Origin of the sequence: Salinilacihabitans rarus, from assembly GCF_024296665.1 — an archaeon.
GTDB classification, from domain to species: domain Archaea; phylum Halobacteriota; class Halobacteria; order Halobacteriales; family Natrialbaceae; genus Salinilacihabitans; species Salinilacihabitans rarus.
On sequence record NZ_CP100762.1, the window covers coordinates 329355 to 343997 of the forward strand.

16 protein-coding genes and 1 tRNA gene are annotated in these 14643 nt (G+C 62.3%); 11 read left to right on the forward strand and 6 right to left on the reverse strand.

Annotated elements, in window-relative coordinates; all coding sequences use genetic code 11:
- Position 1: 1 nt before the first annotated feature.
- The 4 genes from paaD to paaA are packed head-to-tail and all read right to left on the reverse strand — an operon-like array spanning position 2 to position 2601.
- A complete protein-coding gene (paaD, locus tag NKG98_RS01740; RefSeq protein ID WP_254768026.1) occupies positions 2 to 463 on the reverse strand; it encodes a 1,2-phenylacetyl-CoA epoxidase subunit PaaD in 462 nt (153 codons plus the stop codon).
- Entirely contained in the window at positions 456 to 1313 is an 858-nt protein-coding gene (gene paaC, locus NKG98_RS01745; protein ID WP_254768027.1) for a 1,2-phenylacetyl-CoA epoxidase subunit PaaC, read from the reverse strand. Before paaC ends, paaD begins: the two co-directional genes overlap by 8 nt.
- Positions 1313 to 1654 (reverse strand): 1,2-phenylacetyl-CoA epoxidase subunit PaaB, encoded by a 342-nt coding sequence (gene paaB / locus NKG98_RS01750; protein WP_254768028.1) that lies wholly within the window; start codon positions 1652 to 1654, stop codon positions 1313 to 1315. Before paaB ends, paaC begins: the two co-directional genes overlap by 1 nt.
- A gap of 2 nt (positions 1655 to 1656) precedes the next feature.
- Entirely contained in the window at positions 1657 to 2601 is a 945-nt protein-coding gene (paaA, locus tag NKG98_RS01755) for a 1,2-phenylacetyl-CoA epoxidase subunit PaaA (protein ID WP_254768029.1), read from the reverse strand.
- Positions 2602 to 2684: 83 nt separating this feature from the next.
- Here paaA and NKG98_RS01760 point away from each other — a divergent pair, with 83 nt between their 5' ends.
- Both NKG98_RS01760 and NKG98_RS01765 read left to right on the forward strand, forming a co-directional pair.
- Positions 2685 to 3323 carry a helix-turn-helix domain-containing protein gene (locus tag NKG98_RS01760; RefSeq protein WP_254768030.1) on the forward strand — a complete coding sequence of 213 codons (639 nt, stop codon included), beginning with the start codon at positions 2685 to 2687 and terminating at the stop codon, positions 3321 to 3323.
- A 121-nt stretch (positions 3324 to 3444) separates the two neighbouring features.
- Positions 3445 to 3936 carry a cupin domain-containing protein gene (locus NKG98_RS01765; protein WP_254768031.1) on the forward strand — a complete coding sequence of 164 codons (492 nt, stop codon included), beginning with the start codon at positions 3445 to 3447 and terminating at the stop codon, positions 3934 to 3936.
- Positions 3937 to 3988: 52 nt separating this feature from the next.
- On the opposite strand, the gene NKG98_RS01770 is transcribed toward NKG98_RS01765, so the two are convergent.
- Together NKG98_RS01770 and guaB are read right to left on the reverse strand one after the other, a co-directional pair.
- A complete protein-coding gene (locus tag NKG98_RS01770) occupies positions 3989 to 4375 on the reverse strand; it encodes a PaaI family thioesterase (RefSeq protein ID WP_254768032.1) in 387 nt (128 codons plus the stop codon).
- A 56-nt stretch (positions 4376 to 4431) separates the two neighbouring features.
- Positions 4432 to 5931, reverse strand: coding sequence for an IMP dehydrogenase (gene guaB / locus NKG98_RS01775; RefSeq protein WP_254768033.1), 1500 nt, complete (start codon positions 5929 to 5931; stop codon positions 4432 to 4434).
- Positions 5932 to 6460: 529 nt separating this feature from the next.
- On the opposite strand from guaB, the gene NKG98_RS01780 reads away from it, so the two are divergent.
- From NKG98_RS01780 to NKG98_RS01820, 9 genes are all read left to right on the forward strand, one after another.
- Positions 6461 to 7378: a DUF5794 domain-containing protein gene (locus NKG98_RS01780; RefSeq protein WP_254768034.1), complete on the forward strand. Its 918-nt coding sequence runs from the start codon at positions 6461 to 6463 to the stop codon at positions 7376 to 7378.
- A gap of 299 nt (positions 7379 to 7677) precedes the next feature.
- The gene (locus NKG98_RS01785; RefSeq protein ID WP_254768035.1) at positions 7678 to 8340 is read left to right on the forward strand and encodes a hypothetical protein; all 663 of its coding nucleotides are present in this window, start codon (positions 7678 to 7680) and stop codon (positions 8338 to 8340) included.
- Between the two features lie 71 nt (positions 8341 to 8411).
- Positions 8412 to 8585 (forward strand) — tRNA-Trp (locus tag NKG98_RS01790).
- 436 nt (positions 8586 to 9021) lie between these two features.
- Positions 9022 to 9600, forward strand: a complete 579-nt coding sequence (locus NKG98_RS01795) for a hypothetical protein (RefSeq protein ID WP_254768036.1) — start codon at positions 9022 to 9024, stop codon at positions 9598 to 9600.
- 303 nt (positions 9601 to 9903) lie between these two features.
- Positions 9904 to 10215 (forward strand): hypothetical protein, encoded by a 312-nt coding sequence (locus tag NKG98_RS01800; RefSeq protein ID WP_254768037.1) that lies wholly within the window; start codon positions 9904 to 9906, stop codon positions 10213 to 10215.
- Positions 10216 to 10239: 24 nt separating this feature from the next.
- Complete coding sequence (locus tag NKG98_RS01805) at positions 10240 to 10638, forward strand: hypothetical protein (RefSeq protein WP_254768038.1); 399 nt, start codon at positions 10240 to 10242, stop codon at positions 10636 to 10638.
- Between the two features lie 167 nt (positions 10639 to 10805).
- Entirely contained in the window at positions 10806 to 11540 is a 735-nt protein-coding gene (locus NKG98_RS01810) for a hypothetical protein (protein WP_254768039.1), read from the forward strand.
- A 35-nt stretch (positions 11541 to 11575) separates the two neighbouring features.
- Positions 11576 to 12436: an HNH endonuclease gene (locus tag NKG98_RS01815; protein ID WP_254768040.1), complete on the forward strand. Its 861-nt coding sequence runs from the start codon at positions 11576 to 11578 to the stop codon at positions 12434 to 12436.
- Positions 12437 to 12591: 155 nt separating this feature from the next.
- Positions 12592 to 14082 (forward strand): HEPN domain-containing protein, encoded by a 1491-nt coding sequence (locus tag NKG98_RS01820; protein WP_254768041.1) that lies wholly within the window; start codon positions 12592 to 12594, stop codon positions 14080 to 14082.
- Positions 14083 to 14643 lie beyond the last annotated feature (561 nt).

Here is a 14643-nt window from a genome sequence, read left to right on the forward strand (position 1 = left end):
GTCAGACGCTCAGGCCGAACTCGCGGAGGTCGGCCTTCCCCCGGTCGGTGACCATCTCGAGTGACCACTCCGGACTCCAGACGAGTTCCACGTCGGCCGCGTCGACGCCTTCGGGCGAGGCGGCGGCCTCCTCGACGTCGTTCAACAGCATGCTCCGGGCGGGACAGCCGGTGTAGGTGAGCGTCATCAGCACGGTGGCGCGCGTTTCGGCGGCGTCACCCTCGTCGACGTCGACCCCGTAGATCAGCCCGAGGTCGACGATCGAGACGGGCATCTCCGGGTCCTCGACCTCGTAGAGGGCGTCCCACACCTCGCGTTCGAGGCCCGTCGCGCCCTCGCCGGTCGCCGGCAGGTCCTCGGGGTCGGAGCCGCGGACGTACTCGGTGTACGCGCAGGGCGTCGCCTCCGCGTCGGGATCGGGATCGAACTCGACGGCGGGATCGCGGGGGTCGAACTCACTCATCGTCGGGATCACCCATGATCCGGCCCGCCTCCGTCCGCCCGAGTTCGCGGTACGTGCGGGTGAACTCGTCGTGGAGGGTAAACCAGTCGTCGGTGTGGCTCCCGTCCCGGCCGCGGGCGTCGGGGAGGTCGGCCTCGGTCACCTCGTCGCGCCCCGAGACGGGCGTCTCGACGCCCAGCGACTCGAAGAAGGGGACGACGGTGTCGAGCCACTCCGCGCCCATCTCGTCGAGCGAGCGGGTCCGCAGTCCGAGGTCGTCGATCCGGCGCTCGATCTCGGGATCGACCGGTTCGAACAGCGTCAGCGCGTGCGGGAACAGCCGGTCGACGGCGTCTTCGACGCGCTCGCGGCCGTCCTCGGTCTCGGCCAGCCGTTCGAGCCAGTTCGTCGCGTGTTCGCGGTGGTAGTCCTCCTCGCCTCGCACCTTGCCGACGCGGTCGACGATCCGGGGGTACGAGGACTCTTCGAGCGCCGCCAGCCGTAGACGCTCGGCCTCGTCGTAGAGGTACGAGCGAACGATGGCGTCGGCCCAGTCGCCGGTCTCGAAGGGGCGTTCGACCAGCGTCGCGTGGCGGAACGCGCCGGGGTCGCGCTCCCAGAGCAGGTCCGGTTCGTCGTAACCGAAGTCCGCGAGCAGGTCGTACCAGAGGCGGGCGTGGCCGTACTCGTCCTGAGCGACGTTCGCCAGCGCGAGGTCCGATTCGAGGGTGGGCGCGCGCACCTGCCACTCGGTGTAGCGTTCCGCGAGGACGAACTCGTCGTCGGCCAGCCGGTAGAGGAGCGTCTCGACGGCCTCGCGCTCCTCGGCGTCGAGGTCGTCGGGTCCGGGGAGGGGTTCGACGGTCGCCATCAGTCGTCACCTCCGGCGGTCGCGTCGCGTTCGCGCTCGCGGTCGGCGCGTTCCTGTTCGCGCTGGGAGTCGGCGACCTCCTCGGCGAAGCTCTCGTCGACGCGGTTGTACGTCATCGCCCACCGGTAGGACTTGTCGGTCGTCCCGCCGAAGTTGGTGTCCTCGGCGTCGACCTCCTCGACCGCCGACTTCGGGACGACCCAGAGGCTGTTGGTGGGCTTGCGCCGGCCGTGCTGGATCTCGGCGAACAGCTTCGCCATCTCGGCGTCCGGCGCGTGGACGTCCCCGCAGTGAGTGTGGTACCCTCCCGGCTTCTCCTGGCGGAACACTTCCCAGATCATGGTCAATCGGCCGCCTCCGCGACCGTCTCGCCGGTCGCCGCGCCCTCGTGTTCGTCGAGGGCCTCGCGGACCCACTCGACGGCCTCCTGGGTCCGCCGGCGCTTGCCGATCTGTTCGTGGCTGCCCTCGTACTCGTTCTTCGCGACCCGGAAGAACTCGTCCCAGTCGAGGTCGTCCTCGACGACCTCGTAGGTGCCGTCGTCGCGCTCGCGGATCCGGGGCTCGTCGGGGATTTCGAGGCCGTACTTGCGCGCTTTCGGGACGTACGCGGTGAGGAAGGCGTTGCGCAGTTCGTCGTTGGTCATCTGCTTCAGCCCGACGGCCGCCGAGAAGTCGTGGTGGGTCGACTGCGTGTCCGTCGGCCCGAAGAACTGGATGATCCGGGGCCACCACTCCTCGAACGCCTCCTGCAGCAACTCCCGTTCCTTGCGCGACCCCGTCGCGAGTTCGCGCATGATGTCCTCGCCGTGTTTGACGTGGAACCCCTCCTCGAAACAGATCTTGTCCATCGCGTGGGCGTACGGCTCCCAGCTCGACCGCTTGAGGGTGGCCTGCCGTCGCATCGCCGCGCCGTCGACGAAGAAGGCGATCATCGGCGTCTCCCACCAGTGTTCCATCGGGTAGTGAAAGCAGTTGAGGAACTTGCCCTCGCCCGCCGCGAGTTCGTCGAGCATCTCCTCGCGCGTCTTGATCCCCAGCGACTCGGCCGCCCGGTAGAGGAGTTGGCCGTGCCCGATCTCGTCCTGTACCTTCGCCGAGAACGCGAGCTTTCGGTCGAGCGACGGCGCCTGCCGGATGAACGGCCGTTCGAGGTACGCGCCCATGATCTCGCTGTTCGCGTGGAACTGGATCATCCGGGTCGCCGCCTCCCGGTACTCCTCGGGCATGTCGTCGGCCGGGCCGAACGCCCGCGGCCCGGCGCGCTCCGTGACGGTATCGAGGTCCATGATTATTCGTTCGGGTTCGGCTCGCGTACCTCTTGGCCCGTCCATGGACGGGATTTATACGTGAGCGCGGGCTGTTCCCGAACGTGATCGCCGAGTGTCTCGCCGTCGAGTTCGCGGTCACCGGCGACGACTGCCCGCTGGCGGCGGCGACCCGGGAGACCGACTCGGCCGTCGACTCCCGGCCGCCCCAGCGACGGCGCGACGGGAACGCGCTGTTGCGGTTCAGCGCGCCCCACGGGGCCGCGCTCGCGGAGGCCCTCGACGCCGACGACCGCATCCGCTACCTCCACGCCTCGCACACCGACGGCCGGACCAACTACCGGTGTCTCTCGCGCCAGCCCTGCGTGGTCCACGAGTTGATCGACGCGGGCTTTCTCGTCGACTCGATCCGCTACCGGCGCGGCGAGGAGCGTTACGCCGGCGCCGTCGTCGGCTACGACGTTCTGGAGGGGGTGCTCGAAGCGGCGGGCGAGACGGTCGGGGTGACCCTCGAACGCGTCTACCCCCTCGGCGACGAGGACGAGCGGGCGGTCGCCAGGCGCTGGGACCTCACGCCCGCCCAGGAGGAGGCGATCCGGGCGGCCCACCGGATGGGGTACTTCGCGGTGCCGAAGGGGGCGACCGCCTCGGAGGTGGCGGCGGAACTCGGGATCGGCAAGTCGGCGTTCCTCGAACGCCTGCGGCGGGGTCAGGCGGCGGTGTTCGACCAGTTGTTCGCCTGAGTCGACGGGCGCCGCACACGGCGCTCTCGACCGAGTTCCGGCGCCGCTGAGCGGGTCGGTGGTCCTGCGGCCCGGGTTGGCGGCCCCGGGGTTTTAGCCACCGGCCGACGACCGTCGGGACATGGAGAAAGTCTCGATCGACGACGTCGAGGCGGTTCCGAACCCGATGAACGTCCACGAGATCCGACGGCCCGTCTCGAAGGCGCTCGGCACGACGGACTTCGCGATGAACTACTTCGAACTCGATCCCGGCGAGTCCTTCTCGGGCGGATTGCACACCCACCACGATCAGGAGGAGGTGTTCTACGTCGAGACGGGAACCGCGACGTTCGACACGGCCGACGAGGAGGCCGCGGCCACCGTCGAAGCGGGCGAGGCGATCCGCTTTGCCCCCGGCGAGTACCAGACGGGGTACAACGACGAGGCCGCCGACGAGCGCGTCGTCGCGTTCGCCTTCGGCGCCCCCGGCGCGAGACACGACTGGGACGAGATCGAGTCGCTGGTCTTCTGTCGCGAGTGCGGGGACGAGGTCGGCCACGGCCTCGAACTGACCGACGAGGGGGCCTTCCGGCTGACCTGTGGCGACTGCGGCACGTCGTTTACGATCGGCTGAACGCCGCGTTCCGGCCTCGACGCTCGCGTGACCGCCGTCCGGAGCCGTCGGCTCACCCCGTCTTGTAGACGCCGCGGGCGTCCGCGACGTGGGTCCCGTCGTCGGTCGCGTACACCGCCACGTCGACGACGCCGACGTCGCCGCCCTGCCGGACGACGTCGGCCTCGGCGCGCAGGTCCCCGGTTCCCGCCGCGAGGTAGTCGATGCGCATGTCGATCGTCGGCACCGGCCGCTCCACCAGCGAGACGAGCGCCGCGCCGCCGACGGTGTCCGCGAGCGTGAACGTCACGCCCCCGTGGGCCACCAGCCGATCGGCGTTCCAGGACAGTTCCTCGCGCACCTCGATCCGGCCCTCGGCGTGGCCGTCCGCGACGGTCGTCACCTCGACCCCGAGCAGGTCGGCGAACGGCATCTCCTCGAAGAAGGACTCGACGTCCATGCCGGCGTGTGCACGGCGCGCCCGCATAAAGGGTCGGGCGCGTCTCGGACGGGTCCCTACTCGTTCGGCGAGTAGTTCGGTGCCTCGTCGGTGATGACGACGTCGTGGGCGTGGCTCTCGGTCTGGCCGGCCGCGGAGACGCGGACGAACTCGCTGCGCTCTTTGAACTCGGGGATCGTCTCGGCGCCGACGTAGCCCATCCCGGACTGCATCCCGCCGGCCAACTGGTGGAGTTCGGACTTGAGGGTACCCTTGTACGGGGTCGCGGCCTCGACGCCCTCGGGGACGTACTCCTCGTCGTCCTCGGGGTCCTCCTTGAGGTAGCGGTCCGCGTCGCCCGACTTCATCGCGCCGACCGACCCCATCCCGCGGTACTGCTTGTACTTCTTGCCGTTCATGGTGACGACGCGGCCGGGCGCCTCCTCGGTGCCCGCGAAGTACGAGCCGAGCATGACGGCGTCGGCGCCGGCGGCGACCGCCTTGATCGCGTCGCCGGAGTAGCGGATGCCGCCGTCGGCGATGACGGGGACGTCGTGTTCGGCGGCGACGTCGGCGACCTGCGCGACGGCCGTGATCTGGGGCATCCCGGCGCCCGAGACGACCCGCGTGGTACAGATCGAACCGGGGCCGATGCCGACCTTGATGCCGTCGGCGAAGTCGACGAGGTCGGCGGCGGCCTCGCGGGTCCCGACGTTGCCGACGACGACGTCGGCGTCGACGGACTCCTCGATCTCGCGGGCGCCCTCGATGACGTTCAGGTTGTGGGCGTGGGCGGTGTCGATGAACAGCACGTCGGCGCCGGCCTCGTCGGCGGCGACCGCGCGGTCGAACTCGAACGGACTCACGGCGACGCCGAGGCGGAGTCGCCCGTCGTCGTCGCGGACGGCCTCCTCGTACTCGCGGCGCTGGAGGATACCCTGCATCGTCACGAGGCCGACCAGCAGGTTCTCGTCGTCGACGACCGGGACGCGCTCGATCTTGTGCTCGTACATCAGGTCGAACGCCTCGCGGGCGTCGACGTCCTCGGGGGCGGTGATGACCTCGTCGGTCATCGCCGCCGTGACGGGGTCGTCTTCGTTGACTTCGAGGTGCGGACGGATGTCCGTACTCGAGATGATCCCCAGCACCTCCCCGCGGGTGTTGACGACGGGCGCGCCGCCGACGCCCTCGCGGACCATCATCTCGTCGACCTCGCGGACGGTCATCTCGGGATCGGCGGTGACGACCGATTCGAGGGGGATGATGAGTTCGTCGGCGCGCTTGACGCGCTCTATCTCCTCGACCATCCGGTCGGCGTTCATGTTGCGGTGGAGGACGCCGAGGCCGCCGTGGCGGGCCATCGCGATCGCCATGTCGCTCTCGGTGACGGTGTCCATCGCCGCCGAGAGGATCGGGACCGAGACCTCGACGTTCTTCGAGACGCGGGAGGTCAGGTCGGCGTCGTCGGGTTCGACGCGGCTCTCTTTCGGGCGCAACAGGACGTCGTCGAACGTCAGCGCTTCGGGTACGCGAAGTTTCGAGGAGTAGGGCTCGTGCTCGGGAACGTCGTTCGCCATGTAAACCGTCCGGAACCGCGGGCCAAAAACGTTGCGAGATTAGAGCGGAGCGGGCGACCGGCGCGCGGGCCGGTCCGTGGCACCCGCGACTGGGCGTCGCCGCAGTCCCTCGGAACGCCGGCCCGCCGGGTGGCAACCGTTGCGTCGACCGAAAAGGACCGCCCGCCGAGGGCCGTCGACGTACCCCCTCCGGCGGCGACGGTACGTCAGTCGTTGGCACCGCTCACCACGATTTCGTCGCCCGATGCCCGGATTCGGTGACGATTTTTTCGATCGTGGCTCGATTTGCCACACAACGTTTATTAACGATCGCCTACTGTTGCCGAGTATGAACGCTGTGAGTATCGGCGCATCCCGTACCGTCGGTCGGACGAGTCTCGACTCCGCCACGACGTTCTTTAACGGGAAATGCACACTCACAGCGCGAGGCCTCCGGCAAGCGACGGACTGGCTCGCATCGCGTCAGCCCTTGCTGGACCGTTCTCGGTACCACCCTTCGGCCTTGGGTTACGGCCATCGAACCTGATCGATGAGCACGTCACAACACCCGGTCGCCCTCCGTCTCGAGCGGTTAGTGGGCGGTGACACCAGACTCTTGGCGCTGGTGATGGGGCTGCCGTTGATCGACGGCATCTTCCCCGCGCTGATCCTCGCGGGCGCGCTCGACGAACCGCTGGGCGCCCTGCAGGTCGGCCTGCTGATCTTCGGCGGCAGCGCCACCGTCGCAGTCATCCTCGCGGAGATGGACGGCACCCCGGCAGAGCAGATGAAGGTCGTCCTGCTCGTGGGCGTGCCGCTGGTGGCCCTCGCGGCCGTTCAGGCGGCGCTCGCGCCCGCGATCGCGAGCGTCCTCGAAATCGTCGTCTTCGAGCGGTTCGCCGCGCTCGTGATCGCCGGCATCGCGGCCAAGACCGCGAGCGCGACCGTCGGCGAGTACCTGCCCAGCTCCGGAATCGTCATCGCCCTCGGACTGGTCGCCAGCCTCGACCCGAGCGGGTTCGAATTCGTCGTCATGGACGACCCCGCGCTGGTCGCGAACGCGACGCTCGCGGCCGTCGTCGGCGTCGCGTTCGCCCTGTCGATCGCCCTCGGCGGCCCGTACCTGCGCGAGTACCTCGACATCGACCGCTTCCGCTTCGGCAGCGCCGTCGCGCTCGGCCTGCTGCCGCTGTCGTTGCTGGGGATGCCGTTCGGGCAGGCCCCGCTGGCGGTGCTCTGTGTCGCCGCGCTGTTCGCGTTCGACCCCGAGTCGGATTCGGAGACCGACGCGGCCGACGAACCAGCCGAATCGCCGTCGCCCTCGCCGGCGCCGGCGAGGACGGACGCGGGGACCCTCGCCGACGGCGGCCGGGCGGGCGAGCGTGGCGACGGGGAGGCCGACCGCGAGGAGGCGCCGTTCCCGGGCGACGACGTGACGCCCGCCGAGGGCCGGGCCCCGTGGCTGTAAGCACCGGCCGGATGCCTTCTCTCTCTTCGGTAGGCGACACCCGTTTGCCGATCGTTCCGTCGTGACGCTACGTTCCGCGAGGGGCTACTGTAAATTAGCCGACCCGATCGAGTACAGTGTTAGCTATTCTAAATAACATTTATGGAAGTGGGCTAAAATTGAGGTCCTACACAGATATGATAGAAAGTGATGGCCCACAGAACGAAACGGACGGTGGACGCGAAGACGGTGCGGAACTCGGTTCCAGGCCGCCGGATTCGACCGCTTCGGCAGGCGTCGAGTCGACCGGCCGCCGGCGCTTGCTCGCGGCCGTCGGGGCCGTCGGACTGACGGGACCGCTGGCGGGATACGCGAGCGCGGACGGGGGTTCCGGCCCGGAGGTCGCCTCCCTCGAGGTGATCGACAGGAGCAACCCGCCGTGGGTGTGGTACCGCGTCCGCTGGGACGTGACGAGCGGGGACGCGGACCTCGCGACGGCGCGGTCCGAACTGCTCCACGACGGGGCCGTCGTCGACTCCAGGGAGACGAGCGTAAGCGGTTCGAGGGAGACCGGGGCGCACCGAATCCGGACGAAGGGCGAGGCCGACACCGTCCGATTCCTCGCTTTCGACGAGGAGGGTCGTCTCGGCGGACGGGTGTTCGACGCCGACGACCCCGCGGACGAGGGGGACGGCGACGAGACCGACGGTGGCGATACGGACGGAAGTGGCGGCGACGGCGAGAGCGACAGCAGCGGAACTGGCGGTAGTGTCGACGACGCCGAGGACGACGGCGAAGATGGTGACGGCAACGAATCCGACGGCACCGAGGTCGACGCCGTCGAAAACGCCACCGAGGCGAACTCCGACGGTGACGAGAACGCGGACGGAAGTCCGGGTCCGGGCGCGTTCACCGCGCTCGCGAGCATCACCGGGACCGGCTACCTGCTGGCCCGATTGCGTCGCGACGACACGGAGCGATAGCGCCGCTCGCTCCCGGTTGCTGGCCCACAAATCGAAACCACTTTAGGTGGGTTCGCCCTACGACTCGCCGAGGGGTCGTGGCCAAGCCAGGCATGGCGACTGACTCCAGAGGCTCGCGCCCGGGACGACACTCCAGACTGATATACTGATCGGACGCCTGATCAGCGTCCGTGTGATGACCCTCTGGAGTTCCGAGGCGCACCGGAGATATCAGTCGATCGGGGGTTCAAATCCCTCCGACCCCACTCACCAGTTCTTTAGGCTTTGAGAGTGGCGTACACAGGCTCTACAGCGGGTGACTTATAAAGTCTTTCGAGGATATCGAGAGTTGAACCCATCCCCTTATCGACTATGCCCCCCTCACGTACGCCGAAAATGTGGTACTCGCTAACCGGCAAAAGACTCCGGTAGCGGCACGAGTCATCGGTTGACGGACAACTCGCGCTTGGAGCGTTCCGAAAACAGATATGTTATCGGGTAGTCGCCGTTAGAGGGCCACCACTTGGTGTCTTCAGAGAGTTCTGCGCCAGGAATCGTCATCGCCCTCTTCTCACTGGGTGTTTCTCGCACACGGAAGACCCTTTCTCGGCGTTTGCGATAGCGTTATATTCGCCTACGCAATCCAGATGGGGGAAGTCTCAAGCGGCGGGAAGCGCCGCCGCCTCTTCTCCCGGACAGATCATGCCATACGACGAGACCGAAGCAGTCCCGCTTAGCGAGCCGGCCACGGAGAACGCCACCAAATTTCATATTCAGGACGTACCAGCCGCACAGCGACGCCGTCTCTACAAGGGCGCTATTAACCTGGAAGAACGGTGGCGGCGATTCTACGGCCACAACACAGGGCTGTGGAACGGGAACTGGGGGGACAACAAGCGACTTCGGCAGAAGGACAACAGGGAGATGTTCGACGCGATCGCCGGCTACCTGGAGCTATCTCGCCACCAGCGAGATCGGGCACTGTATCTCCTGCACGGCATCCACTTTCCGACGTACAGCCCCTACTACACTGTTCGAGATATCATCATCATCGTCTGTATTCTCGTCGCCAGCGTGGACTACCGTGGCGAGGGCATGATCTACTACCCAACCCGGAAGTACCCGTCCGACTCGACGGAGGATGATCTGCTGGAGCCACAAGACCCCTTCCGGAACCTCATCGAATCCCTCGGGGTCGAGAAGCGCGTTCTGGAGAAGGGTATCCCCAAGTTCCGCAATATCCTCAACAACAATCGCCCTGCGTTCAGCCCCCCTATATAAGGCGGCGTATATTGTTATGAGTAAGACGAATAGGGTTCCCGGTGACGGATAGCCCTCTCATCCGAGACCCGCTTACCCGTGGCGTCGCCACGGCTCACCGAGGCCTCGATCAAAGAGGCGGCGCGTTCCTGCTGGAGAGGGTTCGTGAGGGTGAGACAGGGATTGTTTGAGGCCGGGCAGGGTTTCTGATGGATACCCAATGGGCAACACTTCGACTCGTCGCGTCCCGCTGGATAGGGTAATTCGGATATTTGGAAACTACCTCGGCGTGACAGGTATATACTCTGTTCACCGAGTCGGGGTATGACATGGACGCTCCGCGTGTACGACGCCGACGGCACCGAAATCGGGTGGGCGACTGTTGAACCGCTCGATTACTGGGTTGACGACACACATCCCGACTCAATCTTCATCGACGCGACGATCGACATGGTTCCGCGCGAGATCGTCCGTGAGGCCCGGATAAACTGGATAGCCGAAGACGGCGAATACCACCCAGAAATGGTCGAAATCATACGAGAAAACGATACCCCGGCTCGTGATCGGCTCGATAGCGCAGGAATGACCTGTGTTCGAGAGGGCTGGGCTGACCACTACGAACTGGCTGACGAATAACCCCCCTTCCCCGCTTCTCTCCCGATGAGTGTTGATCTCGATAAGTGGCATCCAACCTACGTCTATCTCGTGTTCTGGTCACAGGACAAAATCAAGCGAGAAGGCCTTGAGGGAATCCACTACATGCAACACGCCTGCGACTGGGCGGAACGCAACGTAGAGGATGTGACGGACAAACACGGCAGGAAGCCACTCCTTGCCTTGCAGACCGGGCGCGTCGCAGAGACGACCATCCAACGGTACATCTACACGGCGACCCGTCCCTGCTACGACAACAGTGGGAACTGCCCGTTCGACCGGGAACCTGAGGCCTGCGAGGCTATGTCTTGGAACGCCTCACGTGTCCCAGCTCAGTCAGCCCGTATGCCCTTCGTCGGAGCTATGTCAGGGCGGCGCGGAATGCAGGTCAGCCCGGGGACGTGACTGGTGAGCGAGTAAATATGACCGGGAAAGTGCTGAACAAGCACTACGGTAAGGGGACGAACGCAGAGAAAGCAGAAAGGAGGCAGGACTACATCAGAGACATATAGAATAGCTCGGGAGTTCACCTCGACCTCAATTTTATATTATACCGCTAAGAAGTTCCATCTATGGCAGATACCCCTTTTGAGATTTCACTTACTCTAAACGCGATTTCACAGGCGCTCGAACTGACTAAACCACCGTACACATCGACAGCCGCAGTTGCCCCATCAAGTCAACTGGAGAACGCTCTGGGATACGACGTCGAACTCCCTTTCCTCAAAAGTCTATTTCTCCAATTCAAACGACCGTACATCCTAAATTACCGTAAGCGGCCATTCTCGTTTCATACCGACCACCCCGGTCAGTTGGATACCCTTCTTAAACTTGCCAACATCCTACCGAGGACGGTTTTCTATTCTCTCCCTCTTGTTGAGACGGAGTCGGAATTGGACAGAACCTTAGAGAATACCTTGTTCGTCAAGGTAGATTGTCTCAAGAAGAACACAAGCCGGATTCGAGTTCATCGAAATTACGATTGGTCTGGAGAATGGGAAATCGACCGAGTAGAGGCAAAAGTGAAGAAGGGCGATTGGTATGACCTCTCCAACAAATGCTGGCTGAATTGGGTGCAGTTCAATGAAGGACTTAGTTCCCAATTCAGCGGGATTGAAGGCTGGGTTGGCGAAGAATTCAGTGATGTGGAGTGGGAGCCGGTTGGAGTTGTGCTGAAAGCAGAAGGAGAGTTAGAGAGATTCGGTGATTCGCAGGCAACAGTCCGAGACTATGCAATGAAGCGAATCAAAGAGGCGGAGATCGATATTGACCAAGGAGGTCTAACTGCCGGGATGTTCGCGCGGTAGTCAGAACTATTGTTGGTTAGTTTGATTCTTAGGATATGGAGATTAGTAACGTACCTCAGAAGCCGAACTTCGTGGTTGGGGAGCGATACCTGCGAAAAGAACTCCACAACCAATTCAAGGGTCAGCGACAGTACGGGATTTCTACACCCTCCTCTGAATCATTTATCTTCATCTTCACCGACCCCGATTCCGAAGAACACGGGTACAGTGACCGGTTCCTCGACAACGGATTGTTTGTCTACTCTGGTGAAGGTCGGTTGGGAGATATGACGCTTGACGGCGGGAACGAGCGTATCCTAAAACACAAAGAAAACGGCGACTCACTACTCGTCTTTGAGAAGGTCGGTGAACAGAACGGTGCAGACGTAGTGACCTATGATGGAGAGTATGAGTACGTAGACCACTATTGGGAGCGTGCCCCAGACGATAACGACGAAATGCGTGATGCAGTCCGGTTCAAATTGGAACCGCAAGGTGGTCTGGAGACGAGCTTAGACGAATCTGAAGTCGGTACGTTGTCCGATGATGAATTGTTCAAACGTGCAAAACAGAGTGCCCCCGGGAAGTCTGTCACCACAACTACCAGCACGAGAACGCCTTATACTCGGAGCGACCTCGTTCGAGACTTCGCACTACGGATGGCTGATGGGATTTGTCAGGCTTGCTCAGAAGAAGCCCCGTTTGTTTCTCAAAAGGGCGAACCGTATCTGGAAGTGCACCATCTCTACCGCGTCAGTGATGGCGGCGTTGATGACCCGGAGAACGTTATTGCTATCTGTCCTAACTGCCACCGAGAAGTCCATCACGGTAGGAACGGCGATGACCTGAATGAGAGACTTATCGAGACTGCGGAGAAGCGGAACGAGCGTCTTCGGTCAGTATCACCGAGGAGTTAACCTTCCAAGGAGCTGAGAACTATCCGACATAATCACTATTCATTTCTCAAATCACAAGACAACAGGAATCCCCACGCTCACGGGTGTCCTTCGTAGGCAAAGGATTGTGGCGGTCGGGAACACAATTTGAAGACAAATTGGCTACTTGTCCTACTATGGGCAGTTCGGATAGCGAATTGAAGGCACGGGTCAGAGAGTGTGTGGAAGATTTTGTTGAAACCATCCGTGAGGAGCAAGATTTCGTCCCCAAACTTCGAATTGCTGCAGGAGATCGGATGGACAGAAAAGAGAAGATCATCGATGAGCCTTCACGGATTATTACGTTCTATTCCTCACGCCAGCAGGAGTTCTTCAAAGAGACCGCAGAGTGGATGCACGAGACCGGAAACGGATTTGGTCTCAAGGGGCCTGCTGACCCCGGTGACGAAGACGTAGTATTTCTCAGCGCACCGGAGGACTACGAACCCCCTGAGGAACCTAATCTATTCTCCTACGTTAACGCGCTTTTCAACTTCGCTGGTACAGTAATGGATTACTCAGGAGGTTACGTGGTCACGGAGGAAGGGTTCAATCAAGCATACGAGGAACGTTGGCTTCCGAAGTACGAGACCGGACTGAAAACCTTCGAAATCATCATTCCACTTCACCTATTCAATATCCCAAGAGACGACGAGGCAGTTATCGAATTATCTCCAGAATTCGAACTTCGTCGAAGACGGCACAATTACTATCGAGTTGAGTCGCTTCGTATCTGTCCTATCACTGATTCGGAAAGGCGGGGAATCCATACATCTTCAGCAGGTGGAGGAGAGCAGTTCAATCTAAACCCTATTGACGCTTGTGAGTACAAAATCCATGCAGAGATCGCGGCACGCGAACCTGAAGCGACTCTCTATGACCCGGGTGAGGAGATCGGAGAGCGGTTAGCAACTGCACTTCGACTCTTTGACCCTGACCCAGAAACAGGTGATTTGATTGTTGGCACTACCTTCCGGCGTGAACCCAATTGGCTGGAATTCAGAGAAGGAATTCCGGACTTCACAGTAATCGGAGACGCCAACAAAGACCGAACACAACGGCAAGAAGCATACCTGCTGTATCCGGACTCGGTTGAAGAGTTTACTGAGTTCTGGGAGCGTCATTGCCAACGGATTCGTCTCGATAAGAACGGGCAGTTCACCCGTTCAATTCAGCGATTCAACGAGATTTGGTCGAAACGATTCTACGAAGATCAACTCCTTGACTGTCTAATTGGGCTGGAAGGGCTCCTTCTCCACGGAGTCGGGTCAGGAAACTCAATCACTTTTCGACTCAAATTGCGTGGAGGTCAGATACTGTACGATAGGCTACCCTACGAAAGAGAATACATCCAAAAGTTCCTACAGGACATTTACTCACTTAGGGGAGACATTGTTCACGAAAATCAGTATCTCGCAAATGTGTTAGACCGAAATAGCCGGCTAAAGGTGTTAGATGAGGAATTTGACCATCCGAAAGATGTAGTGGCTGAAGCGCGCCGATTCATGGGCGCATCCGTTGTCGCATACATGGATTTAACCGAGAAAACGGGGCTGAGTATAGACAAGATCGGTGAGAAGATGGATGAAGCAGCTCTTGATGTGCACTCAGAAGAGTTGTTCGGGTAGTCGCTGAAAACGCCACGCGCGGCGGGAACGCCCCTACCACAACCAGGGAACACAACTCTTCTACCAACTCGTAGTCGGCGGCCCAGCTTTCGTAGACGATACCAGTCCCGCACTCTTCGAGCCGATCTCGGGGCGGGGTCTCGTCTACTGAGACAACCGTTCTCATCTCGGGAACGTAGCCGCCATCGTACAGTCTTGAAGCCGACCGACTCGTATTTTGCCCGTGAGCCCGTGGTTCTGAGTGCGACAGTCGGCCCTCGAACCGGCGCGAGTCCCGACGTGGGGGAAATCACGGCAATTGTCGTTCCCCGATCTGGGCCAGTGTGCTATTATCGTGGCATGGTACTATAGTCACCTACCGGCTATACTCGGTTACTCGGATAGGGTTTCCTAAGGTACCCTATGGTATCTACCTCAATCAGGTACCAGCAATAAGCCCCAATCAGAATACCAGTGGTATACCTAATCAGGCTACCAGTGGTTTCACCAGGGGTTTACCGAACCAGATAGCCGCTGTTCCTGCTTGTTTCGGTAAACCTTGGGTAATACCGGTGAGAGTAC